The organism is Sphingomonas crocodyli (assembly GCF_004005865.1).
Lineage (GTDB): Bacteria > Pseudomonadota > Alphaproteobacteria > Sphingomonadales > Sphingomonadaceae > Rhizorhabdus > Rhizorhabdus crocodyli.
In genome coordinates, this window is record NZ_SACN01000002.1 from 211,495 (window position 1) to 235,566 (window position 24,072).

Annotated in this window: 18 protein-coding genes; 13 read left to right on the plus strand and 5 right to left on the minus strand. The window is 65.9% G+C overall.

Annotation, left to right across the window (positions count from 1 at the left end; genetic code table 11):
• Positions 1-50 precede the first annotated feature (50 nt).
• Together EOD43_RS15635 and EOD43_RS15640 are read right to left on the minus strand one after the other, a co-directional pair.
• Positions 51-1,820 carry a hydantoinase B/oxoprolinase family protein gene (locus EOD43_RS15635; RefSeq protein ID WP_127744972.1) on the minus strand — a complete coding sequence of 590 codons (1,770 nt, stop codon included), beginning with the start codon at positions 1,818-1,820 and terminating at the stop codon, positions 51-53.
• On the minus strand, positions 1,817-3,877 hold the full coding sequence (locus tag EOD43_RS15640; protein ID WP_127744973.1) for a hydantoinase/oxoprolinase family protein: 2,061 nt from the start codon (positions 3,875-3,877) through the stop codon (positions 1,817-1,819). The genes EOD43_RS15635 and EOD43_RS15640 overlap by 4 nt, the downstream gene beginning before the upstream one ends.
• 246 nt (positions 3,878-4,123) lie before the next feature.
• On the opposite strand from EOD43_RS15640, the gene EOD43_RS15645 reads away from it, so the two are divergent.
• Both EOD43_RS15645 and EOD43_RS15650 read left to right on the plus strand, forming a co-directional pair.
• A complete protein-coding gene (locus EOD43_RS15645) occupies positions 4,124-5,287 on the plus strand; it encodes an acyl-CoA dehydrogenase family protein (RefSeq protein ID WP_127744974.1) in 1,164 nt (387 codons plus the stop codon).
• A complete protein-coding gene (locus tag EOD43_RS15650) occupies positions 5,287-6,429 on the plus strand; it encodes a CaiB/BaiF CoA transferase family protein (protein WP_127744975.1) in 1,143 nt (380 codons plus the stop codon). The genes EOD43_RS15645 and EOD43_RS15650 overlap by 1 nt, the downstream gene beginning before the upstream one ends.
• Here the strand turns inward: EOD43_RS15650 and EOD43_RS15655 are convergent.
• Positions 6,419-7,864 carry an aldehyde dehydrogenase family protein gene (locus EOD43_RS15655; protein WP_240653261.1) on the minus strand — a complete coding sequence of 482 codons (1,446 nt, stop codon included), beginning with the start codon at positions 7,862-7,864 and terminating at the stop codon, positions 6,419-6,421. The two genes, EOD43_RS15650 and EOD43_RS15655, sit on opposite strands and share 11 nt — an antisense overlap.
• Before the next feature lie 290 nt (positions 7,865-8,154).
• Between EOD43_RS15655 and EOD43_RS15660 the strand changes: the two genes are divergently transcribed.
• The 8 genes from EOD43_RS15660 (at position 8,155) to EOD43_RS15695 (ending at position 18,596) form a co-directional block, all read left to right on the plus strand.
• Positions 8,155-10,614, plus strand: a complete 2,460-nt coding sequence (locus EOD43_RS15660; protein ID WP_127744976.1) for a TonB-dependent receptor — start codon at positions 8,155-8,157, stop codon at positions 10,612-10,614.
• Positions 10,615-10,689: 75 nt separating this feature from the next.
• Complete coding sequence (locus EOD43_RS15665; protein WP_127744977.1) at positions 10,690-12,783, plus strand: hydantoinase/oxoprolinase family protein; 2,094 nt, start codon at positions 10,690-10,692, stop codon at positions 12,781-12,783.
• A 1-nt stretch (position 12,784) separates the two neighbouring features.
• The gene (locus EOD43_RS15670; RefSeq protein WP_127744978.1) at positions 12,785-13,603 is read left to right on the plus strand and encodes an ABC transporter ATP-binding protein; all 819 of its coding nucleotides are present in this window, start codon (positions 12,785-12,787) and stop codon (positions 13,601-13,603) included.
• Positions 13,600-14,367: an ABC transporter permease gene (locus EOD43_RS15675; RefSeq protein ID WP_127744979.1), complete on the plus strand. Its 768-nt coding sequence runs from the start codon at positions 13,600-13,602 to the stop codon at positions 14,365-14,367. Before EOD43_RS15670 ends, EOD43_RS15675 begins: the two co-directional genes overlap by 4 nt.
• Positions 14,368-14,387: 20 nt before the next feature.
• On the plus strand, positions 14,388-15,368 hold the full coding sequence (locus EOD43_RS15680; protein ID WP_164857265.1) for an ABC transporter substrate-binding protein: 981 nt from the start codon (positions 14,388-14,390) through the stop codon (positions 15,366-15,368).
• 11 nt (positions 15,369-15,379) lie between these two features.
• Positions 15,380-17,209, plus strand: a complete 1,830-nt coding sequence (locus tag EOD43_RS15685; RefSeq protein WP_127744981.1) for a hydantoinase B/oxoprolinase family protein — start codon at positions 15,380-15,382, stop codon at positions 17,207-17,209.
• A gap of 14 nt (positions 17,210-17,223) precedes the next feature.
• A complete protein-coding gene (locus tag EOD43_RS15690) occupies positions 17,224-18,351 on the plus strand; it encodes a class I SAM-dependent methyltransferase (RefSeq protein WP_164857266.1) in 1,128 nt (375 codons plus the stop codon).
• On the plus strand, positions 18,348-18,596 hold the full coding sequence (locus tag EOD43_RS15695) for a hypothetical protein (RefSeq protein ID WP_127744983.1): 249 nt from the start codon (positions 18,348-18,350) through the stop codon (positions 18,594-18,596). Before EOD43_RS15690 ends, EOD43_RS15695 begins: the two co-directional genes overlap by 4 nt.
• A gap of 15 nt (positions 18,597-18,611) precedes the next feature.
• On the opposite strand, the gene EOD43_RS15700 is transcribed toward EOD43_RS15695, so the two are convergent.
• The gene (locus EOD43_RS15700) at positions 18,612-19,478 is read right to left on the minus strand and encodes an SDR family NAD(P)-dependent oxidoreductase (RefSeq protein WP_240653262.1); all 867 of its coding nucleotides are present in this window, start codon (positions 19,476-19,478) and stop codon (positions 18,612-18,614) included.
• Positions 19,475-20,353: an SDR family oxidoreductase gene (locus EOD43_RS15705; RefSeq protein ID WP_164857267.1), complete on the minus strand. Its 879-nt coding sequence runs from the start codon at positions 20,351-20,353 to the stop codon at positions 19,475-19,477. Before EOD43_RS15705 ends, EOD43_RS15700 begins: the two co-directional genes overlap by 4 nt.
• A gap of 148 nt (positions 20,354-20,501) precedes the next feature.
• On the opposite strand from EOD43_RS15705, the gene EOD43_RS15710 reads away from it, so the two are divergent.
• From EOD43_RS15710 to EOD43_RS15720, 3 genes are read left to right on the plus strand one after another with little or no spacing between them, the layout of a single operon-like run.
• The gene (locus tag EOD43_RS15710; RefSeq protein ID WP_127744986.1) at positions 20,502-21,968 is read left to right on the plus strand and encodes an aldehyde dehydrogenase; all 1,467 of its coding nucleotides are present in this window, start codon (positions 20,502-20,504) and stop codon (positions 21,966-21,968) included.
• Complete coding sequence (locus tag EOD43_RS15715; protein WP_127744987.1) at positions 21,965-22,627, plus strand: cysteine hydrolase family protein; 663 nt, start codon at positions 21,965-21,967, stop codon at positions 22,625-22,627. Before EOD43_RS15710 ends, EOD43_RS15715 begins: the two co-directional genes overlap by 4 nt.
• Complete coding sequence (locus EOD43_RS15720) at positions 22,624-24,072, plus strand: MmgE/PrpD family protein (RefSeq protein WP_127744988.1); 1,449 nt, start codon at positions 22,624-22,626, stop codon at positions 24,070-24,072. The genes EOD43_RS15715 and EOD43_RS15720 overlap by 4 nt, the downstream gene beginning before the upstream one ends.

Sequence of the window (24,072 nt, forward strand, 5' to 3'; positions counted from 1 at the left end):
TGCCGCGCGAACGGGCCGGCGTCCTTCGCGGTCGCCGGCCCGTCGCATATTCACGCCACCATCAGTTCGGCGGGCAGGGCGCCCATGTCGAACCGAGGCGCTTCGCCGCGCTCCTCGCGCAGGCGGCGGCGCAGCATGTCGGTCGCGACAGCATCGATCAGGCCGTCTTTGATCACCACGCCATAGCCTTCGCGTGCCTGATCGGCCGAGACGAGATCGCGGCGCACGTCGCGCAGCACATCGTCCGCCGCGCGATCGAGGGGATCGCCCCAGCCGCCCGATCCGGCAGTGCGATAGAGGATACGATCGCCCTTATCGACCGCGAGATTGTCAATCTTCGATGGGATGCGGACGGGCGTGTCGGTGCCCGCGCGCAGGATCCACTTGCTCGACGTACCCCCGGCGAGGCCGCCGTTGATGCCCCACGGCGGAATGGTCTCGCGATCGTCGTGGATCGAGATTTCGCCGGCTTCGAGCAGGACATAGACCTTCTCGATCCCGCAGCCGCCGCGATGCAGGCCGGGGCCACCGCTGTCGCGGACCGGGCGATAGCTTTCGACGCGGACCGGGTAATAATTCTCCAGATATTCGATCGGCGTCGCCGAAAAGAGCGGCCACCAGGCGTGCCCGTCCAGCCCGTCGCCGCGCGGCCGGCCGGGAACCCCGCCGAACAACAGTTCCATCACCTGGAAATATTTGCCGTCGCCATCCTTGCCCGTGAAGATGAAGTGCGGGCTGGTGCCATAGCCTGCACCCATCGACAGGTGCGGCGCCTGCTGCCCCAGCGCGCCCGCCTGGCAATCGAAGAAGCGGGTGTGCGTGTTGAGCCGGTTGCCGAGCGCAGCCGGAAAGCGCGGGTTGAGCAACGAACCTTCGGGCAGGACGATCTCGAACAGATCGTAGAAGCCTTCGTTGAACAGGATCTCCGGATCGAAGGCCATGATCATGTAGATGCCGAAGAACAGCTTGCAGAGCCCTTCGTGGATGAAGAAGTTGATCGGCCCCTCGGCCTGATCGTCGGTGCCCGTCCAGTCGAACACCGCAATGTCGCCGCGGCGATAGATCGAAAGCGTCATGCGGAACGGGCCGTTGCCGCGGCCGTCATCGTCGACATAGTCGGTGAAGCTGACAGCCTCTTCGGGGATATATTTGAAGATCAGCTGCTGCATCGCCTCACGCGTGCGATTGAGCAGGCGCTGGCAGGCGGCGGTGTAGGTCTCGCGCCCGAAGCGGTCGCACAATTCCTGCACGCGCGTCGCCGCTGTGCGGCACCCGCCGATCAGCGCCGACAGATCGGATCGGTTCATGTCCGGTGTGCGGCTGTTGTTGAGCATGATGTCGAGCACGCCCTGGTTCAGCACGCCCTTGTCGTAGATCTTGACCGGGGGGATGCGCAGCCCTTCTTCCCAGATGCTGCGCGCATCGAACGGCATCGATCCGGGCACCTTGCCGCCGACATCGACCATGTGGCCGAAGATCGATGCGAAGCCGACGCGTTCGCCTTCGTGGAAGATCGGCAGCATCACGCACCAGTCGTTCAGGTGACTGACCGATCCCTTGCAGGCATAGGGATCGTTCCAAACGAACACGTCGCCTTCGGCGATCGCGTCGCCGAACTGTTCGAGCACGCCGGGGATGTAGGAGCCGAACTGGCCCACGACCATGCGGCCCTGCGCGTCGCAGATCATCGGAAATTCGTCATGCTGTTCGCGGATCACCGGCGATAGCGAGATGCGGGCGACGACCGTGTCCATTTCGAAACGCGCGCTTTTCAGGGCATTTTCGATGATGTCGAGCGTGATGGGGTCGACGGAGCTCATTGTGCGCTCTCCTTGGCTGCGGGCCAGATCAGGATGTTGCCGTGGGTGTCGATCTCCGCCCAGTGACGGGGGAGGAGGACGGCGGTGCTGTCATATTGGCGGATGATCGCGGGGCCGGTGATGCGCGCGCCGGCGGGCAGCCGGTCGCGGTCGTAATTGGGGGTGTCGATCCACCCGTCGTCGAACCAGGCGGGGCGGGTTTCGATCAAGGCTTCGTCGAGCGTCGCGGCGTCGGTGGCGGCGGGCTTGGTTTCCAGCGTTGGCACCGCGCCCAGGGCGGTGACGCGCAGCGCGACCAGTTCGGTCGGCACGTCGAAACGGACGCCATAGAGCCGTTCGTGGATCGCTTCGAAATCGGCGATGGCCTGCGTCAGATCGCCGCTCGCGGCCGTGTCCGCATCCATCTCGACCGAGATTTCGAAGCCCTGCTGTTCGTAGCGCATGTCGATGGTGCGGACGATGCGGCGATCGGCGAGGTCGACCGCCTGCTCGACCAGCCAGGTGTCTGCGCGCGCGACCAGATCGGTGAAGCGCGACGCCACCGCATCGGCGGGGACGGCGCCCACCGATCGGATGAAGGTTTCGACGAACTCGTTCTTGAACTCCGACTGGAGAAAGCCCAGCGCGGACATCACGCCCGGATGCGTCGGCACCACGACCGGATAGCAGCCGAGCACTTCGGCCATCGCATTGGCGTGCAGCGGGCCGGCGCCGCCGAAGGCGACGATGCCGAAATCGCGCGGATCGAGCCCGCGCTGCACCGTCACGACGCGCAGCGCGCCCAGCATCACTTCGTTGGCGATCGCCAATATGCCCTTGGCGGTCGGCTCGGGCGCGAGACCCAGATCCTCGCCCAACCGCCCGATCGCCCCGCGCGCGCCTTCGACGTCCAGCGCCATGCCGCCGCCCAGCAGACGAGGCGGCAGATAGCCCAGGACGACGTTGGCGTCGCTCACGGTCGGTTCGGTGCCGCCGCGCGAATAGCAGACCGGGCCGGGCATCGCCCCGGCACTGCGCGGCCCGACCCGCAGCGATTTGGTGAGCGGGGAGACGTCGGCGATCGATCCGCCGCCCGCGCCGACGCTGCGCACGTCCAGCGTCGGCACCTTGGCGGGGAACAGGCCCACTTCGGTCGATCGCGATATGGTCGGCTGCCCGTCGATGATCACCGACACGTCGGTCGACGTGCCGCCCATGTCGAAGGCGAGCAGCTTCGATCGGCCCGTCTGCCGGCCGATCTGCGCGGTGGAGGTGACGCCGCCCGCCGGCCCGGAGAGGACGGTGTGAACGGGGCGTTCGGCGGCGGCCGCGGCGCTCATTAGGCCGCCGTCGGATCGGACGATGTGCAGCCGGCTATGGACGTCCTCGGCCGACAGGCTGGTTTCGATCCGATCGAGATAGCGCCGCATGATCGGGCGCACATAATCGTTCATCACCGTGGTGATCGTACGATCATATTCGCGGAATTCGGGCAGAACCGACGACGACAGCGACACCGGCAGATCGGGGAAGCGTTCCTCCACGATCGCCAGCAGCGCGCGTTCGTGCGCCGGATTGGCATAAGCGTGCATCAGCGAGATCGTCAGCGCCTCGATCCCCGATGCGCACAGATCCTCGATCGCGGCGGTCGCCTGTTCGATGTCGAGCGCCTCGATGACATTGCCCTGCGCGTCGAGCCGTTCGACGATGCCGCGCGTATCCTCCAGCGCGGCGAGCGGCTCGGGCTTGTCCATGATGATCCAGCCGAACAACGGCCCCGGCGTCCAGCTCTTGGCCAGGTGCAGCGTATATTCGAACCCCTTCGTCACCAGCAGGCCGACGCGCGCGCCCTTGCCCTCCAGCACCGCATTGGTGGCGACGGTGGTGCCGTGCAGGATCGTTTCGATCGATCCCGCCTCGACCCCGGCGATGTCGGAAATCAGGCGGATGCCGTTCAGGATACCGATCGATTGATCCTGCGGCGTCGTCGGCGTCTTGGCCCGCCATGTGCGCCCGCCATCGGCGTCGTGCAGCAGCAGATCGGTGAAGGTGCCACCGACATCGATACCAAGCCGCATGATAGGATTCCTCGATCTGAATTGGGCGCAAGACAGGGCCGGGCGACAGCCTGTGCTGCCGCTCGCCCGGTGACGCCTTTCGGTCGCCCCCTCCCTGTTCGCTTGTTGGTGTCCTCAGCTTCCGACACGGCCCGCGCAAAGGCAATACGCAGGCCCATAGCTTCGAGGCATAGCGGAAATCACGCTCAAGTGCTGGACGCGCGGCGGACAGTGGGGAAGGGAGTGGTCACGAGCGAAAGGGCCGCCATGTCTGCGAACGAAGATGTCAGCTTTCCCGAAATCAGGGAGGCCGTGCGCCGGCTGTGCGCGGGCTTCCCCGGCGAATATTGGCGGGCGCTGGACGCGGAACGTGCCTATCCGACCGAGTTCGTCCGCACGCTGACCGAGGCGGGCTTCCTGTCGGTGCTGATCCCCGAAGAGTTTGGCGGGTCGGGCCTGGGGCTGGGGGCCGCCACCGCGATCCTGGAGGAGATCCATCGTTCGGGCTGCAACGGCGGCGCCTGCCATGCGCAGATGTACACGATGGGCACCCTGCTCAAGCACGGATCGCCCGCGCAGAAGGCCGCCTATCTGCCCAAGATCGCGACCGGCGAACTGCGGCTGCAGGCGTTCGGCGTGACCGAGCCGACCAGTGGCACCGACACCACCCGCTTGCGCACCTTCGCCCGGCGCGACGGTGACGATTATATCGTCAGCGGTCAGAAGATCTGGATCAGCCGCGCCGAACATAGCGACCTGATGGTCCTGCTGGTCCGCACTACCCCGCGCGAGGAATGTGCCAAGCCCTCCGACGGGATGAGCGTGCTGCTGGTCGACATGCGCGAGGCGGTGGGCAATGGCCTCACCATCCGGCCGATCCGGACGATGATCAATCACGCCACGACCGAATTGTTCTTCGATGATCTGCGCGTGCCCGCATCCAATCTGCTGGGACAGGAGGGCAAGGGCTTTCGCTACATCTTGGACGGCATGAACGCCGAACGCATCCTGATCGCCAGCGAGTGTATCGGCGACGGGCGCTTCTTCATCGATCGCGCATCCGCCTATGCGCGCGAACGATCGGTGTTCGGCCGGCCGATCGGGCAGAATCAGGGCATCCAATTCCCGATCGCGCGCGCTTATGTGCAGTTGACGGCGGCGGCCGGCATGGTGCGCGATGCGGCCGCGATGTTCGATGCGGGCAAACCCTGCGGCACCGAAGCGAACATGGCGAAGATGCTCGCATCCGAAGCTTCGTGGTATGCGGCCGACATGTGCATCCAGACCCACGGCGGCTTTGGCTTCGCCGAAGAATATGATGTCGAACGCAAGTTCCGGGAGACGCGGCTCTATCAGGTCGCCCCGATCAGCACGAACCTGATCCTCAGCCATGTCGGCACGCATGTGCTGGGGCTGCCGAAGAGTTTCTGATGACGGGGGCGCTTTCCGGCATATTGGTCGTCGCGCTCGAACAGGCGGTGGCCGCGCCCCTGTGCACCAGCCGGCTTGCGGCCGCCGGCGCGCGGGTGATCAAGATCGAACGGGCGGAGGGCGATTTCGCGCGCGGCTATGATCATGTCGTGCATGGCGAAAGCGCCTATTTCGTCTGGCTGAACCACGGCAAGGAATCGCTGACGCTCGACATTAAGCAGGCGTCGGATCGCGCCCTGCTCGATGCGATCCTCGCCCAGGCCGATGTCTTCGTGCAGAATCTGGCGCCGGGGGCGGCCGAGCGGGCGGGCTTCGGATCGGCCGCGCTGCGCGAACGGCACCCGCGCCTGATCACCTGCGATATCTCCGGCTTCGGTGAGGAAGGCCCGGCGCGCGATCGCAAGGCTTATGATCTGCTGATCCAGTGCGAGGCCGGGCTGGCGGCGATCAGCGGCAGTCCGGAGGCGCCGGGGCGCGTCGGCGTGTCGGTGGCCGACATCGGCTGCGGGATGAATGCGCATGCCGCGATCCTTCAGGCGCTCTACGAACGGACGCGGACGGGGAAGGGGCGCGGCATCGCGGTGTCGCTGTTCGATGGGTTGGCCGACTGGATGGCCGTCCCGCTGCTGCATCAGGATTATGGCGGCCGGGCGCCCGGCCGGGTCGGGCTGAACCATCCCAGCATCACGCCTTATGGCGCCTTCCCCACTGCGGACGGGCGGCAGATCGTGCTGTCGATCCAGAATGAGCGCGAATGGAAGGCGCTTTGCGTCGCGCTCGATCGACCCGATCTGGCGGCCGATGCGCGCTATGGCTCCAATGTCGGGCGCTGCGCCGATCGACCGGCGCTCGACGCGACGATCGCCGAGACGATGATGACCGCCGACGCCGCGACCTGGATGGATCGGCTGATCGCCGGCGGCATCGCCTGCGCGCCGGTCAGCGAGGTCGCCGATCTGTCGACGCATCCGCATCTGCGGCGCGTCGCGGTCGATACGCCGACCGGGCCTGCGATGATTCCGGCGCCGCCCGCGCGCTGGGACGGGGAGGTGCCGGCACTGGGCGCGGTTCCCGCCATAGGCCAGCACGACGCGGCGCTCAGGGCCGAGTTCGACCCCGAGCGCCAGCCGGTTACAGGATGATGTGCACGCTCTTGGCGTGGGTATAGCTCAGCAGTTCTTCGAGCGCCTCTTCGCCGCCGATCCCCGAATCCTTCGTGCCGCCGAACGGCATGCCCACGAAATGCATCGCACTGCCGTTGATCGTCACGACGCCGCTTTCGATCCGCTTGGCGGTGCGTAGAGCGTCGCCGATATGGTTGGTGACGATTCCCGCGGTTAACCCATAATCGCTGTCATTCGCGATCCGGATCGCGGTGTCGAGATCCGACCACGGCATGATCGCCATGACGGGGCCGAAAACCTCGTCGCGCGCGATGCGCATGTCGGGGGTAACATCCGCGAACAAGGTCGGCCGCAGCCAGAAGCCGCGCTTGAAGCTGTCGCCCGCCGGGCGTTCGCCGCCGGCGACGAGCCGCGCGCCATCCTGATGCGCATTGGCGACATGCTGCAGCACGCGCGCATGATGGCCGCGCGAATTGAGCGGGCCCATCTGCGACGCGGGATCGAGCGGATCGCGGACCACGATCGCATCCAGCAGCGCCGAAGCGATTTCAACCGCGCGATTATACAGGCTTTCGTGGACAAGAATGCGACTCGTCGATCCGCAGCTCTGGCCTGCCCAGGCGAAATTCATGCCGGCAACGGCGATCCGCATCGCCTGTTCGACGTCCGCATCGGGCATCACGATCAGCGGGTTTTTGCCGCCGAGCTCGAGCGAGACATGCTTTACGCAGGTTTCCGCGGCCGCCCGCTGGATCGCGAGACCCGTTGCAACCGATCCGGTAAAGCCAATTCTGCGCACTTGCGGATGCCGCGCGATCGCGTCCCCGACGGGCATGCCGAATCCGGATAGCAGATTTACCACCCCGGCAGGCAGCGTCTCGCGGACGATTTCCGCCATGATCGTTGCGCTAAGCGGAGATGTCTCCGGCGACTTCACGATGACGGTATTTCCGGCCGTCAGCGGTGCTGCCAAATTGGCTGTCGCGAACATGTAAGGATGGTTGAAAGGGACGATCCGGCCGACCACGCCATAGGGCTGGCGAAGGGTGAAATGGAGGTTCGCGGCGCTGGCCGGAACCGTCTCTCCCTTCATCTCGGTAGCGAGCCCGGCGAAATATTCGAGCTGATTGGCGGCCTTGTAGAGGTCTCCGTTCAAGTTGCTGATTGTATTGCCAGAATCTTGCGCCTCAAGCTGCTTAACCTCGTCCGCCCTGGCGCGAATTGCGGCCGCCGTAGCCCGCAATTTCACCCCCCTTTCCCACACGCTCAGCGCCGCCCAGGCGGGCTGTGCGGCGGCCGCCGCACGCACCGCCATATCGACATGTTCGGCGGTTCCGGCGGGTACCCGGCCGAGCAATTCCTCGGTCGCAGGGGACGTCGATTCTATCCAATCCGAGCCGGTCACGAACTCTCCGCCGATCAGCATCGGGCGGTCACCGAAAGGGGTGCTCAACACATGTCTCCAAGGGTCTGTTGGGTGATTTGATTTAACTTGCAGACAATTCCACTCGGTGCAATGTTTCGCCTACCGGGAAACTCGAACCGAGTGGCCGGTATCGGTCCACCGCGCAACGGAGGAAGCGCGGCAGAGACAGTCACATGGAGAGGCTGTGAGCGGTTTGAACCCGTGTGGTTCGGACTGTCACGGTAGCGAGCCATCGCCACCGCGCTGCGGAGGCGAACGGGGGCTTGCGACCTTGGCGACCGGCAGGGGCGGGTAAAAGGGACAAGGGGGGTTTATCGATGACCACTGATCGTATTTCGAAGGCCGTGACGAGGCCCAGTCTGCTTGCGGCCGTTTCGCTTCTGACTCTGTCGATTCCCGCAACGCCGGTTTTCGCGCAGGACGCGCCGGACAGCACGGCCGCCAGCACCGGCGGCGCGCTGGAGGATATCGTGGTGACGGCGCGCAGCCGTGACGAGGATCTGTTCGAAGCGCCGCTGTCGATCACCAGCCTCAGCTCGGCCGATCTCGAACGCGCCAACGTGCAGGATATCGCGGCCGTCGCGCAGCTTTCGCCGGGCTTCTACTACACGCAGCAGGCGAGCTTCAGCTCGACCCGCGCCGCACCGTCCTTCCGCTTCCGCGGCATGAACAACGACACGAACGACGCGATCCAGCAGCTGGGCGGCACCTTCGTCGACGGCGTCTATCTGCTGGGCGGCGCTTCGTCGCTCACCTTCGACGACATCGAACGGGTCGAAGTCATCAAGGGGCCGCAGAGCGCGCTGTTCGGTCGCGGCACCTTTTCGGGTGCGATCAACTTCATCACCCGCGAGCCGTCGAGCCACTTCTCGGCCCGCGCCTCGGCCGGGGTCGAAACCAAGGGCACGCGCAACTTCTCGCTGAGCGCCGAAGGGCCGATCACCGAAGGCCTCTATTTCCGCATCAGCGGCGCGAACAATGTGAAGGGCGCGCACTTCCACACCGCCGACGGCGGCGATCTGGGCCGCGAGGAAACCAAGGCCGTCAATGCGCAGCTGCTGTTCAAGCCCAACGACAATTTCCGTGTCCGCATTCGCCACAGCGAAGTGTGGCAGGATGACTCGCGCAGCGCCGTCGTCTTCATGAACGCCAGCAGCCCGCTGCTCGCCAATGCGCCCAACCGCTGCACCACCGGCACGCAGCCTTATTTCTGCGGTTCGGTGCCCAACCTCGGCAGCCGCGGCGTTCCCAATGCCGTCTATAGCGTGGCGACCTCGCTACTGCCGCCGGCCTTTGCGCGGTCGAACAATCCGAACATCCTGGTCGATATCCTGAACAACAACCGCAGCAATCCGCTGGTCCGCAACGGCCTGCCCTATCTCGATCAGACGCCCAGCCTGAACCATGCCGGCCTCGCCGGTCGCTTCACCCGGACATCGGGCGAAGTCGGGTACAAGTTCGACGGCGGCACGTCGATCGACCTGGTCGTGTCGGACAGCGAGGCGCGGTCGACCTCGGCGCAGACGACGTCGGGCGATGCAGGCAATGCGTGGGTTATCTCGCCCGCCATCCTGCGCGATCGCAGCGCCGATCTTCGCATCTCGTCGAACCCGTCGCACCGGTTCACCTGGCTGGTCGGCGCCAACGCCTTCCGCCAGAAGTCGCTCGGCGGCTCGGCCGGCACCGGCGCCATCCCCTCGACGCTCGATTCGACCCGCGTGGTCGCCTATAACGAGCCGACCGTCTTCAACAATCAGAGCATGTTGAAGAGCAAGTCGCTGTTCGGTGCGCTTGGCTATGAAATCCTCGATGGCCTCAGCCTCGATGTCGAGGGCCGCTACGTCATCGACAAGCTGACGACCTCGCTGGGCCTCGCCACGCAGACCGAGCGGACCTTCAAGAACTTCGTACCGCGCGCGATCCTGACCTGGCAGCCGGTCGAGGATCTGACGCTCTATACCAGCTGGGCGCGCGGCGCTCTGCCGGGCACGACCAATTCGTCCTTCCCGCTCTACAGCGCCGCGATCCAGGCGCAGGTCAACGCGATCCCCGGCTTCTCGGTCAACGTCGCGGACGAGAAGATCGACAATTACGAACTGGGCGTGAAGCAGAAGCTCGGCTGGTTCCGCTACGCGATCACTGGCTATCAGATGAAGTGGAAGAATCTGAAGAATGCGGTGAACATCCCGTGCCCCGGCAACGTCTGCGGCCCGACGATCTTCGGCGCCTTTGCCGGTGTCACGATCGGCCAGTCGGCGAAGATCAAGGGTATCGAAGTCGAAATGGATGCGCAGCTCGCCACCGGTTGGACGGCGTCGATCAGCGGGTCTTACACCGACGCCAAATATGATCGCTACTTCGCCCCGCTGGCGGCCGCCGCCACCGGACAGACCAATGCCAGCGGCAAGACGATCCGTGGCTTCCCCTCGGTCCAGGGCGTGTTCACCACCGGCTACACCATGCCCGTCGCCGGCGGCTGGGACGGCTTCATCAACACCGATGCCGCTTATACCGGCAAGATCTACGTCGATGAAATCAACCAGAGCTGGATCAAGCCCTGGGTGAAGTGGAACCTGCGCGTGGGCGGTACCCGCGACGGGATCCGCGTCGAGGCCTATGTCGAAAATCTACTGAACAACAAGACCTGGCTGTCGGGTCTGCGCAGCACGCAGTCGGTCTATTCGATCGGCACGACATCGGTTTCGCAGGTGGTGGCGACGACGGTGCTGCCGCGCCTGCGGACCTTCGGCGTCCGGGCCAGCTACAAGTTCGATTAAGCAGGAGGAACGGCCCGAGGGCGGCGCCGCCCTCGGGTCTTTCTTACGTCAGAAAAATACGGAAGACTGATCAACATGGGATTTCGCGTAGGAATCGATTCCGGCGGCACGTTCACCGATCTGTTCGCGGTCGATGAAGATGGTCGTGAGGAGATCATCAAGGTTCCATCGACGCCGGCCAGCCCCGATCTGGCCGTTCGCAACGCGCTGGCTGCGCTGATCGATCGGCTGGGTGGCGATCCGTCGCGGATCGAGGCGGTCCTGCACGGCACCACCGTGGCGGTGAATGCGATCCTGCAGCACAAATTCCCGCCGATCGGCCTGCTCGTGACGCGCGGCTTCCGGCATGTGCTCGAGATGGGGCGGCAGACGATCCCTGGTGAGCGCGGATCGATCTACGTCTGGACCAAGCCCGCGCGCATCGTGCCGCTGGGCAATGTCCGCGAAGTAACCGAACGCCTCGATCGCACCGGCGCGGTGCTGGCCGGATTCGACGAAGCCGAATGCCGCGAACAGGCGCGCTGGTATCGCGATCAGGGGATCAACTCGGTCGCGATCTGCTTCATCAATGCCTATGCCAGCGGCGTGCACGAAATGCGCGCCAAGGCGATCTTCGCCGAGGAGCATCCCGACTGCCAGATTGCGACGTCGTGCGAGACCCTGCCCGAATATCGCGAATATGAGCGCGCGATCACGACCGCGACCAACGCGCTGCTGATGCCGATCCTGGGCCGCTACATCGCCAATGTCGAAGGCCATCTGAAGGCGCTGGGCATCGATGCGCCGCTCTACATCATGAAGTCGGCGGGCGGCGCCACGCTGGCCGAACTCGCTGCGCGACAGCCGGTCCACACCGCCTTGTCGGGCACCGCCGCGGCGGTAATGGGGTCGGCGTGGATCGGGCGTGGATCGGATATGCCCGATCTGATGACCTTCGACATGGGCGGCACGTCGACCGATGTGGCGCTGATCGAAAAGGGCTATCCGGCGCTCGTCAGCGAGGTCGAGCTGGATGTCTATCCGATCCGCACGCCTGCGGTCGACGTGGTGTCGGTGGGCGCGGGCGGCGGATCGATCGCGTCGATCGTTCCGGGCAACCGTTTCCAGGTCGGTCCGCGCAGCGCCGGCGCCGATCCGGGGCCGGCCTGCTATGGCCGCGGCGGCACCGAGCCGACCGTGACCGACGCGAACGTGCTGCTCGGCCGACTTCCGCAGGAACTGGCGGGCGGCGCCGTCCGGCTCGATCGCGCGGCATCCGAAGCCGCGCTCGAAACGCTGGGTAAGCCGCTGGGCCTCGACGCGCTCGAAATGGCGCGCGGTATCATCGAGATCGGCGAACTCAACATGGCCGATGCGGTGCGGCAGATTTCGGTCAAGCGCGGGCGCGATCCGCGCAACTTCACCCTGATCGCCGGCGGCGGTGCAGGGCCGCTCCACGCCGCAAGCCTGGGCGAAATCCTGCAGGTGCCGCAGGTGCTGATCCCGCCGGCGCCGGGCATCGGCTGTTCGCTTGGCGCGTTGGTCAGCGACGTCCGCGAAGATTTCGTAATGACCGATATCCATGCCGAGGACGCGGTCGATATCGCGCGGTTGTCCGCGAACTTCACCGCGCTGGAGACCGAAGCGGCGGCGCTGCTCGATCGGCAGGGTTTCCCGGCCACCGGCCGTTCGATCGTGCGCAGCGCCGACCTGCGCTATCGCGGCATGCGTACCGAATTGCTGGTCGATGTGCCGGCGGGGGCGATCGATGCCGATCTGGTCGCGGCGATGTGCGACAATCTCCATGCCGCGCACGAAGACGCTTATGGCTATGCCTATCGCGGCGTGCAGCCGGTCGAGATCGTCAATCTGCGCGTGACGGGCGTCGGCCATATGCGCCAGCCGCCGGCCTTTGAGGGCAAGGCGGGGGAGCCGAGCGCCGAAGCCGCGCGGACGGGCACGCGCAGCGTCTTCTTCAACGAGACCGGCTTCGTCGAAACCGCGGTGTATGATCGTCGCCAACTGGCGGTCGGCGCGTCCTTCGAAGGACCGGCGATCGTCGAGCAATATGACACGACGATCGTCATCCTGCCGGGCCAGAAGGTCAGCCCCGATGCGAACGGCAACTTGCTGATCACGACCCGCTGTGGCCAACTTGCCAAAGGCGTGACGGCGGGAGCGGAATCGTAACGTGGCCGATCAGTTCATAGCGATCGAGGACGTCACCAAGCGTTATCGCGGCGCGGGGGATCTGCTGGCGGTCGATCGCGTGTCGACCAGCATCGAACGGGGACAGTTTATCTCGATCCTCGGCCCCAGCGGCTGCGGCAAATCGACGCTGATGCAAATGGTCGCGGGCCTCGCCGCGCCATCCAGCGGGCGCATCGCGATCGACGGCAAGCCTGTCACCGCGCCGCAGACCGACGTGGGTATCGTCTTTCAGGATACCAACTTGCTCGACTGGCGCAGCGTGATGCGCAACATCATGCTCCAGATCGAGATACGGAAGCTCGATCGCGCGGCCTATTCGGATCGCGCGCGCAGCCTGCTCGCGATGGTCGGCCTCGACGGGTTCGAGGATAAGCTCCCGCACCAGCTTTCGGGCGGCATGAAGCAGCGCGTCTCGATCTGCCGCGCGCTGATTCACGATCCGCCCTTGCTGCTGATGGACGAGCCGTTCGGCGCGCTCGACGCGCTGACCCGCGATCAGCTCAACGTCGATCTTCAGGATATCTGGCTGGAAAGCGGCAAGACGGTGATCTTCGTGACGCACAGCATTTCGGAAGCGGTGTTCCTGTCCGATCGCGTGCTGGTGATGTCGCCACGGCCCGCGACGGTGGCGGCGGATATCCATATCGATCTGCCCCGCCGCCGGCCGATTTCGGTGCGCGAGACCCCGGCCTTCGGCGCCTATGTGAACCAGATCCGCCGCATGTTCGAAGATTGGGGCGTGCTGCGCCGCGCGACCGATGCGCCTTCGCTGCGGCTGGCATCGGGAGGACAGGCATGAGCCGCTCGCTCTATCCGCTCGCCACGCTCGGCCTGATCCTGCTTTTGTGGGGCGGCAGCGTCTGGGTGTTCGACATCGCCCCCTTCATCCTGCCGTCGCCGCTCGCCGTGGCGAAGGCGATCGCCGACAACGCGGGAACGCTGATGCCCGCGCTCGCTTATACGCTGGGCGAAGTGCTGCTGGGTTTCGGGCTCAGCGTGCTCGTCGGCGGGCTGATCGCGCTGGCGATCGTCTCTTCGGACCTGCTCGATCGTTCGGTCTATCCGCTGCTGGTCGCGCTGCAGATCGTGCCCAAGGTCGCGATCGCGCCTTTGTTCGCGATCTGGTTCGGCTTCGGCATGTTGCCTAAGGTGCTGATGGCGTTCCTGATCGCCTTCTTCCCGATGGTGATCAACACGGCGATGGGCCTGCGCGGGATCGAGGTTTCGAAGCTGCATCTCGCCCGATCGATGGGCGCCAGTGGGCTCCAGACCTTCTTCAAGATCCGGCTGCCGCATGCCATGCCCAGCATCTTCACCGGCCTGAAACTGTCGATCACGTCGGCGATGATCGGCGCGATCGTGGGTGAGTTCATCGGATCGGACGAAGGCGTCGGGCGCATCCTGCTCGTCGCCAACGGCAATATGCAGACCGACCTGCTGTTCGCGGGCGTCGTGCTGCTCAGCCTCGCCGGTGTCGTCCTGTTCCTCGCGATCGAGGCGATCGAGCGGGCGACCCTCAGTTGGCATATTTCGCAACGCTCGCGCGACATGGTGATGGCATGATCGGACGTAGGATTTTCGTGATGGCGCTGGCGCTGGGCCTCGCCGCCTGCGGGGGATCGAAGCCCGTGCAGACCAAGGACGGGCTCACCCCGGTCTCGGTGCGCGTCGAATGGCTGCTGTCATCCTATCACGCGCCCTTCTTCCTGGGCATCGACAAGGGCTTCTATAAGGACGCCGGGATCGAACTGACCGTCAACGAAGGGCGGGGATCGGTACAGGCCGCGCAGCTTGTCGGCAGCGGGCAGGACCAGTTCGGCTTCGGCTCGGTCGATGCGATCATGCGCGGCGCTGGCGCGGGCATGCCGTTGATGAGCGTCGCCAACATCATGCCGGTGATGGGGCAGGCGGTTTACGTCCGCACGGCCAGCCCGATTCAGAAGCTGCAGGATCTCAAGGGCAAGTCGATCGCGATCACACCGGGCGGCGCCAATGACTCGCTGGTGCCGCTGCTGCTCGGCAATGTCGGGCTGAAGCCGGGCGACGTGAAGCTGGTGTCGGCCGATCCGACCGCCAAGATCCGCGTGTTCCTGAAGGGCGATGTCGACGCGATGATCGCGCCCGCCTGGTCGCATTCTTTGTTCGATGCCGGCGGCGGCGCGCGCGCCTTCATCTTCTCCGATTATGGCGTGAAGGTCGTCGGCTACAACATCATGGCGGCCAAGCCGCTGATGCAGAGCGATCCCGATCTGGTCCGGCGCTTCGTCGGCGCGACGCTGAAGGCGTGGGATTATTCGCGCACCCATCCGGACGAGGCGCTCGACGCCCTCGCGCGCCATTCGCCGACCAATGCGGAGCCGAAGCGGCGCGCGGGCAATGCGAAGGACTTCGCCAATGCGCTGCGCTTCGTGGGGCCGGCGGTGCCGGGCAAACCCTATGGTTTCCAGTCGGCCACCGATTGGGAGGAAAGCCAGAAGCTGTTCGTCACGCACGGCGTCCTGACCAAGACGCTGCCGGTCGATCAGATGATGACCAACGATTTCGTGGCCCCGGCCGCCAACTGAAAGATCCGACCATGAACATCCAGGGCAGCCGCATCGCGTCCGGACGGACCATCGATCCGATCACGCTCGAAATCATTGCGGGCACCATCGAATCCACCCGCCGCGAAATGGAGGCGCAGATCGAACGCACCGCCCGATCGGTGGTGATCCGCGAAGGCCGCGACTATCGCGCCGGCGTGTTCGATCGGCACGGCCGTAACGTATCGTCGGCATCGGGCGCCGCGCATGTCGATCCGATCCTCGCCAATTATTCGATCGACGAGATCCAGGACGGCGACGTCTTCATCTGGAACGATCCGTTCAAGTCGGGCGGCGGCCTGACCCACCTGCCCGATCTGTGCGTGACCCAGCCGGTGATCTGGCGGGGCGAACTGGTCGCCTATGTCCAGGCATTCGGCCACGTCACCGACATCGGCGGCCTCGCGCCGGGCAGCGTGACGATCAGCGCGACCGACATTCATCAGGAAGGGATCATCATCCCGCCGGTGAAGATCATGGAAGCGGGCAAGATCGTGACCCCGCTCTACAAGACGATCGTGAACAACAGCCGCTATCCCGGCGACGTGCAGGGCGATCTGGACGCCTTCATCATGACGACGCGGCTGGGCGTGCAGCGGGTGAAGGATCTGTTCGACACCTATGGCCCCGCCATGATCGATGCCGGGTTCGAGGAGATTTTGGAAAGCTGCGCGCGCGCGCTGCGCGAAGTCGCCTTCCCGCAAATCCCCGACGGCGATTATCCGTTCGAGGATGTCGTTGAGATCGCCGGGGCCGTGCCCGCCGAACCGCGCCGCTTCATCCCACTCAAGGTCACGCTCCGCAAGCGCGGCGACAGCGTCGAGTTCGATTTCGAAGGGACGGGCGCGCAGTCCAAGGCGGCGCTGAACATCGCCGGGGACGAACGCTTCTACGTCAAATATATCGTATCGATCTTCCGCACGCTGGTGCCCGATACGGTGTTCAACGGCGGGGCGGTGCGCGCGATTTCGTGCAAGCTGCCCGAAGGATCGATCATCTCGGCGCGCTATCCGGCTTCGGCCTCGTGCCGCGCCTATACCTTGTTCCGCCTGCCCGAACTGTGCCTCGGCGCGCTCTCCCGCGCGCTGGGCGGTGAGACGCCGGGTTCGTCGGACACGCGATCGACCTGGGGCATCGCGACGTTGGGCGATCATGGCGAACGCATCTTCTTCCGCGACGGCATCGGCGGCGGTGGCGGCGGGCGGCGCGGATCGGATGGGTCGGACGCGCTTAACGGCAATGTCCGCGGGCGCAGCCGCCCGGTCGAGTTCATGGAGGCCTTCTACCCGCTGATCGTCGAGGAAGAAGGGCTGCGCACGGATTCGGGCGGCGCCGGCGAATATCGCGGCGGCCTGGGCGTCTATCGCCGCGTGCGCTTCCTGCGCGACGGCGCGATCCACGTCGTCGACGATCGCCTGCAGACCCAGCCCTGGGGCGTGCACGGCGGCAAGGCCGGGGCGGGCACCAGCTATTGCCTCAACCCGGGTGCCGACAATGAACATCCGATCACCTGCAAGATCGACGCGCGCCCGGTGAAGGCCGGTGAGCTGATCGAGGCGAAGACCTGCGGCGGCGGCGGCTGGGGCCATCCGTTCGATCGTCCCGTCGAAAAGGTCGCCGCCGATGTCGCGCTCGGCCTCGTCTCGGCAGAGGCGGCGCGCGACGTCTATGGCGTGGCGCTGAGCACCGACTTCATAGTCGATGCGGCGGCGACCGAGGCGCTGCGCGCAGATCGGCCCGCGACCGTCGCCATGTTCGATCGCGGCGATCGTTTCGCCCGGCTCGAAGCCGCCGGCGACGTGCGCTGGACGGCCCCGCAATGAACGGCGTCACCGACATGAACATCCGTCTCACGCGCGATGACGAGGCGCGCGCGCAGTTCGTCATCGCGCTCAAGAATGCAGTCAATCTGGGCATGGCGGCGGATATCCGCACGGCTTTCGACGATCGCATCATGCCGGGGCTCGAAGCCGCGCTGGGGCATAAGCTGTCCGATCTGTCGCGCACCGATCGCGATGCCGTCCACGATGCGCTGGTGGAGGAGCCGCTGTACCGCAACTGGTCGAGCCTGACGTACATGTCGCAGACGTTGATGTGGGATACAGTGGCGAGCTTCGTCGACCGGCAGGTGCCGACGCTGCAGGCGACCGCCGATACGCTCGCGGCGCGCCCCGAGAAGCTTGGCTCGCTCGCGCTCGATCCCGATCTCGACGTGCCGTGGAACATCGCCGACGTGGAGGTGCATCGCCAGCCCGGCGGCTTCTGCTTCGAAAAGCATGATCACGATATCGAAGCCGGCGCACGCTATAATGGCGGCGGGCTGATCTATGCGGCGGGCAAGGGGCGCAACGCGCTGGCCGGCAAATCGGGCGGCGATTTCGTGCGCGGCCTGATCGCCGAACGCTGGCCCGATTTCCGTCCGCTGCGCATCCTGGAGGTCGGCTGCGGCACCGGGCGCAACACGATGTCCTATGCCCGGCTCTATCCGGAGGCGGAGGTTCACGGCGTCGATTGCGCCGCGCCTTTGCTGCGCTGGGCGCATGCCACGGCGGAGGCGCAGGGTCTCACGATCCATTTCCGCCAGATGGACGCCGCGCTGATGACCTATCCGGACGAGAGCTTCGACCTAATCGTGTCGCACATCCTGGGCCATGAGATGACCGAGGAAGGGCTGCCCGCGATGATCGCCGAATGCTGGCGGCTTCTGCGGCCCGGCGGGATCGCGGTGCATATCGACGTGCCGATCCAGCCCGGCCAGATCGGGCTGGTCGATCAGGTGCTCAACGACTGGCAGGTCCAGCACAATAATGAGCGCAGCTGGCGGCTGTGGGCGGAGGCGGACGTGCCCGGCTATCTCGAAGAGGCGGGCTTCCCGGTCAATACCAGCTTTGCCGGCCCGGTGGCGCAGGGAGCGAAGGACGTCTGGTACGTCTATGGCGGTCGCAAGCCGGAGAAGGCGGCATGACCGAGGAACCGCTCTACATGCCCTCGGGCGAGGCGAGCCTTTGGCAGGCGGTGCTGGCGCTGGCGCAGGAATTGTCGGTCGCGCGCGATCGGATCGACCTGCTCGAACGCGGGCTGGCGGCGAAGGAGGTGTTCGCGGCGGGCGAACTCGAGCGTCTTCCGCTCGATGACGATGCCGTCGCGATCCGTGCGGCCGCGCGCAAGGCGCTGGTCGATCGCGTGATCCAGCCGCTCAGCCGGCCCTAACCCTCACCCTCACCCTCACATGATCACCGGGCGATCGCAGGGAGGCTGCATCGCCCGCATCGCCGCCTGATCGGGCGGCAGATCAACATCCCAATCGCGCGCGACGAAGCGGCGCCCGTTGAAATCGGCTGACGCGTCGGAGGCGAGCCACACGATCGGTGGCCCCATGATCCACGGCGGCAGCAGTCCGCCGGGCACCGATCCTTCCTGGCCGGGTTCGTCCTTGCCGGGAATGAAGGCGACGGCGCGGGTGCCGATGCCGTCGCCGGGAATCAGATCCGTATCGCTGGCGCCACCGGGCAGCAGCGCGTTGGCGGTGACGCCGGTACCCGCCAGTTCGCGCGCCCAGATGTTTGTCGCCGCCTCGATCGCCGCCTTGGTGGGGCCATAGGGGCCACCGCCGATCAGCCGCATCGTCGTGCGCGATGTCGAAATGTTGATGATCCGGCCATATCCTTGCGCGATCATCGTCGGCACGACCGCGCGCGCCATCAGATAGGGGCCGGCAAGGTTGGTCGCGACCATGCGTTCGATCGCGTCCTCGTCGGCCTCCCAGAAGCGCGGCCGCTCGCCGCCCTCGGCCCTCTGCTCGCGCGACCCGCGCGCGGCATTGTTGACCAATATGTCGATCCGCCCGGTCAGGAGCAGCGCCGCCTCGGCGACGCGCCGGCAATCGGACGCGTTCGACATGTCGGCCAATATACCCTTGCACGATCCGGGCAGGTCCGCGGCCTGCGCTTCGGTTTCGGCGATCTGGTCTGGCGATCGCATCGCGGTGATGATCACGTTCGCGCCGGCTTCGGCGAGCGCCAGCGTCATCACGCGGCCAAGGCCGCGCGCGCCGCCGGTGATGATCGCGGTGCGCCCGTGCAGGTCGATCATGCCCATTCCGCCGCGATCAGGCGCCGCACATAATCGCGATAGCCGGTCGGTTCGCGGCCCAGGATCATCCGCAGCACCGCCGGGCTCCCCTGAAAGCCGTGGCGGTCATAATAGTCGCTCATCACCAGCATCTGCACCGCGCGATCGACCGATCCGTGCTTGAGTGCGCCGCTGAGCAGCGCCTCGGTCGAAACTGGCTGCGCCTCGATCGGACGGCCCAGTTCCTCGGACAGGATCACCGTCATATCGCGCTGGCTGAGCGCAGCCGGCCCGGCCAGTTCGAAAATGCCATAGGCATAGCTCGGGTCGATCACGACGCGCGCGGTCGCTTCCGCCAGATCGTGAAGGTCGGCAATGTTGAAGCGCCGGTCGATACCGAACGGCATCGAATGTACGCCTTCGTCGACGACGCGGCGCCAGATCGGCTCGAGATGCTGCATGTAGCGGATCGGCTGGAGGATGGTGAAGGCCAGCCCGCTTTCGACGAGCTCCTGCTCAACCTCCAGCTTGAGCGCGTGGTGCCGCATTCCGCGGCTCAGCGTGTGCATCACCGAATAATAGACGAAGCGATCGATCCCGGCCGATCGGGCGGCGGCGATCATGTGGCGGCTGTAGATCAGTTCGTTGCGATCGAGCGGTGGGCCGATATGGATGATCGCAGCGCAACCTTGTGCCGATTTGGAGAGGCTGTCGGCATTTCCCAGATCGCCGACAGCCACCTCCTGCGCGCCTGCCGCGATCACCGCGCCCTCCTGCGCGGGATTGCGGATCAGGGCCCGCGCCTGCGCCCCCGCAGCCGCGAGCGCGGCCAGCACCGCGCGCCCCGTCTTTCCGTTGGCGCCGGTCACCAGGACCGGCGCGGTCAGCTTTGCCAACGCCCCGCTCCCCGCCAATATCGATGGCGAAGCTGCCAGCGCGGCCGGGCCCGCGTCCAAGACGGATTTGCTACTTTCGTTATATCGCTTCGATATAGGCGCGGGCTCGAAAGAGCGTGGCATAGGCATGGGCGAACGGGGGTAGCCAATGCAACTGCCACATGTGACCAGCTTCATTGGTGGGCTGAGCATCGCGCGCGGCGATGATCCGATGCCGGTGATCGGGCCGGCTGCGGGCGAGCCGGTGGCGATGCTGCATCAGGCGGATGCGGGCGAGGTCGGCCTGGCCGTCGCTTCGGCGCGCGATGCGTGGCAGAACTGGCGCAATGTCTCGGTCGCCGCGCGTCAGACGATGCTGCGCCGCCTTGCCGACATGATCGAGGCCAATCTCGACATTCTCGCCGAACTCGAAACCCGCACGATGGGTCTGCCGATCCGCCAGACCCGGATGATGGCCGATCGCGCGGCCGGAATATACCGCTTCTTCGCCGAATTTGCGGGCCAGCATCCCGAGGAAATGTATCGGCAGGAACGCGGCTATACGACGCTGGTTGCGCGCGAGCCGGTGGGCGTCGTGGGGCTGATCAGCCCGTGGAATGCGCCGCTGCTGCTGTCGTCGATGAAGATCGCGGGCGCGCTCGCCTTCGGCAACACGTGTGTTCTCAAACCTTCGGAGCAGACCCCGCTCTCGCTCCAGCGGCTGATGGAGCTGATCACCGCGTCGGATATCCCGCCTGGCGTCGTCAACATGGTCAATGGAACCGGACCGGTGACAGGCAAGGCGTTGATCGAACATGCCGGGATCGACGTGATTTCGTTCACCGGCGGAACGGCGACGGGCCGCACGGTGATGGCGGCCGCCGCACAGAGGCTGCGCCCGGTCGCGACCGAGCTTGGCGGAAAATCGGCGAACATCGTCTTTGCCGACGCCGATTTCGAACGCGCGCTCGACGGCACATTGTTCGCTGCCTTCGCCAATAATGGTGAGGCGTGCCTTGCCGGTTCGCGCATCCTGATCCAGCGGTCGATCGCCGATCGGTTCCTCGCCGCCTTCATCGATCGCACGAAGGCGATCCGGGTCGGCGATCCGATGAACCCCGCGACCGAGATGGGCCCGGTGATTAGCGCCGCGCACAAGGCGCGGATCCTCGCTTATCTCGATCAGGCCCAGCATAGCGGATGCAAGGTGCTGACCGGCGGCGGCGATGCCGGGCAGGCGAAGGGCTTCTATCTCGATCCCATCGCCGTCCTCGCGCCCAGCAACAGGCTGCCCGTCTGTCAGGACGAAATCTTCGGTCCCTTCGTGACCGTGACCCTGTTCGACACCGAAGACGAAGCCTTCGCGATCGCCAATGACAGCCCCTTCGGACTCGCATCCTATCTGTGGACCGGCAATCTCGGCACCGCGATGCGCGGCATGCGCGCGATCCGGGCGGGGACGACCTGGGTTAACACGCCGCTGCTGCGCGATCTGCGCGCGGGCTTCGGTGGCTTCGGCGATTCCGGTGTCGGGCGCGAAAGCGGGCGCGGCTCGCTGCAGATGTTCACGCAGGAAAAGGCGACGATCATCGGCGACGGCACTGGCTTCATCCCGCGCATGGGGGTGTCGGCATGACCGAACCGGCGATGCTGCTCGACATGGCCGATCGCTTCGATGCGCGCCATTGCGCGCTGGTGATCGTCGACATGCAGAAGGATTTCTGCCTGCCCGGCTTCGGCGCGGCAAAGGCGGGGCGCGATCTTTCCGCCGCGCAGCGGGTGGCGCCGGTGCTGGCCGGCCTGCTCGCCGCCGCGCGCCAGGCGGGCGTGTTCGTCGCGCATGTCGGTTTCTGGACCTTGCCCGATCATGCGAGCGATTCCGGCCCCTGGCTGGCGCAGCGGCGGCGTTCGACCGCATCGGCCGACAATCTGTGCATCGCCGATACCGAAGGCGCCGATTTCATCGATGAACTCGCGCCGATCCCCGGCGAAGGGGTCGTCCGCAAGCATCGCTACAGCGCCTTCACCGGCACCGACCTCGATCTGCTGCTGCGGGCGCGCGGCATACGCAGCCTCGTGATCGGCGGGGTTTCGACCAATGCCTGCATCGAAAGCACGCTGCGGGCCGGGTTCGAACTCGATTATTATATCTGCGTGCCGCCCGAGGCGGTCGGATCGTGGAGCCAGCCGCTCCATGAGGCCACCCTTGCCAATGTCGATCATCGCTTCGGCGTGACGCTGCCCGCGTCGCAGGTCGAGGCGATCTGGGCACGTGCCCCCCACAGCAAAGGATGATGATGACTTCTGCCGATCCCTACGCCGCTTTGTCCGGGCTGACCGCCGCCGCGGCGCGCTTCACCGTCGGCTTGCGTTTCGACGATATCGATGCCGAAACCCTGCGGCTTGCGCGGCGCTGCGTGCTCGATGGGCTGGGCGTGGCGCTGGCGGGCAGCGAACAGCATGGCATGGCGCCGCTGCGCCGCTTCATCGAACGGCAGGGCGGCGTTGCCGAGGCGCGGTTGCTGGGCAGCCCGCGTGGTGCGCTGCCCGCGCATCTGGCCGCCTTGTGGTTCGGCACCGCCGGCCATGCGATGGACTGGGACGATACCCAGCTCGCCGAAGGGCCGGGCCGCCCTTACGGCCTGCTGATGCATCCCACGATGCCGCCGCTCGCCGCGTCGCTGGCGGCCGCCGAACTGGTGCTGGTCGAAACCGGCGTGCCGGTCGACGGCAAGCGGATGCTCACCGCCTTCTGCGCGGGTTTCGAAGTCGGCTGCAAGATTGCCGAAGCGATCACGCCCGATCATTATATGCGCGGCTTCCACACGTCGGGCACGATCGGCACCTTCGCGGCGACGGCAGCGGCGGCGAACATGCTCGGCCTCGATGAAAAGACCACCGCGCAGGCGCTCGGCATCGCCGCATCCTCGGCATCGGGCGTGCGCGCGAACTTCGGCACGATGACCAAGCCGCTCCACGTCGGTCGCGCCGCGCAGAACGGCATCAATGCCGCGCTGCTGGCGCGCGAAGGCTTCAGCGCGAATGAAGAGGCGCTCGACGGGCGCTGGGGGTATCTGGCGATCGCGGGGCCGGGCGGCGAGCCCGCTCTCGTGCGCGATCGCTTCGGCGCGCCGCACACGATGGCCAGCCCCGGCGTCAGCATCAAACCCTATCCGTCCGGCGTGCTCACTCATCCCAGCATGGATGCGATGCGCGCGCTGATGGCGAAGAACGGCCTAGCCCCGGTGGACATCGCGCACGTCACATTGCTGGCGGGTTCGAACGTGCTCGGTCCGATCCGTTTCCAGCGCGCGATGACCGAGCTGGAAGGCAAGTTCAGCTTCCAGTTTCTGCTGTCGGCGATCATCCTGCGCGGCAAGGCGGGCAAGGCCGAGTTCACCGATGCCTTCGTCGCTTCGGACGAATGTCAGGATATGCAGGGCCGCATCGAAACCCGCTTCGATCAGGGGATCGAGGATATGGGCTGGGACAAGATCCGCTCGCGGATCGAGGTTCGCACGACTGATGGTCGCGAGATCGTCGAATGGGCCGATGAACGCTATCGTGGCGGACCGGATTATCCGCTGACCGATGCCGAGCTGGAGGAAAAGGCGCGCGATTGCGCGGCTGGCCTTCTGGACGAGGATCGGCTGGACCGGCTGTTCGGCCATGTCTGGGCGCTCGAAACGCTGCCCGACGTGGGGGTTTTGTTCGACGATCTGTGCTGGATGGACGCCTGA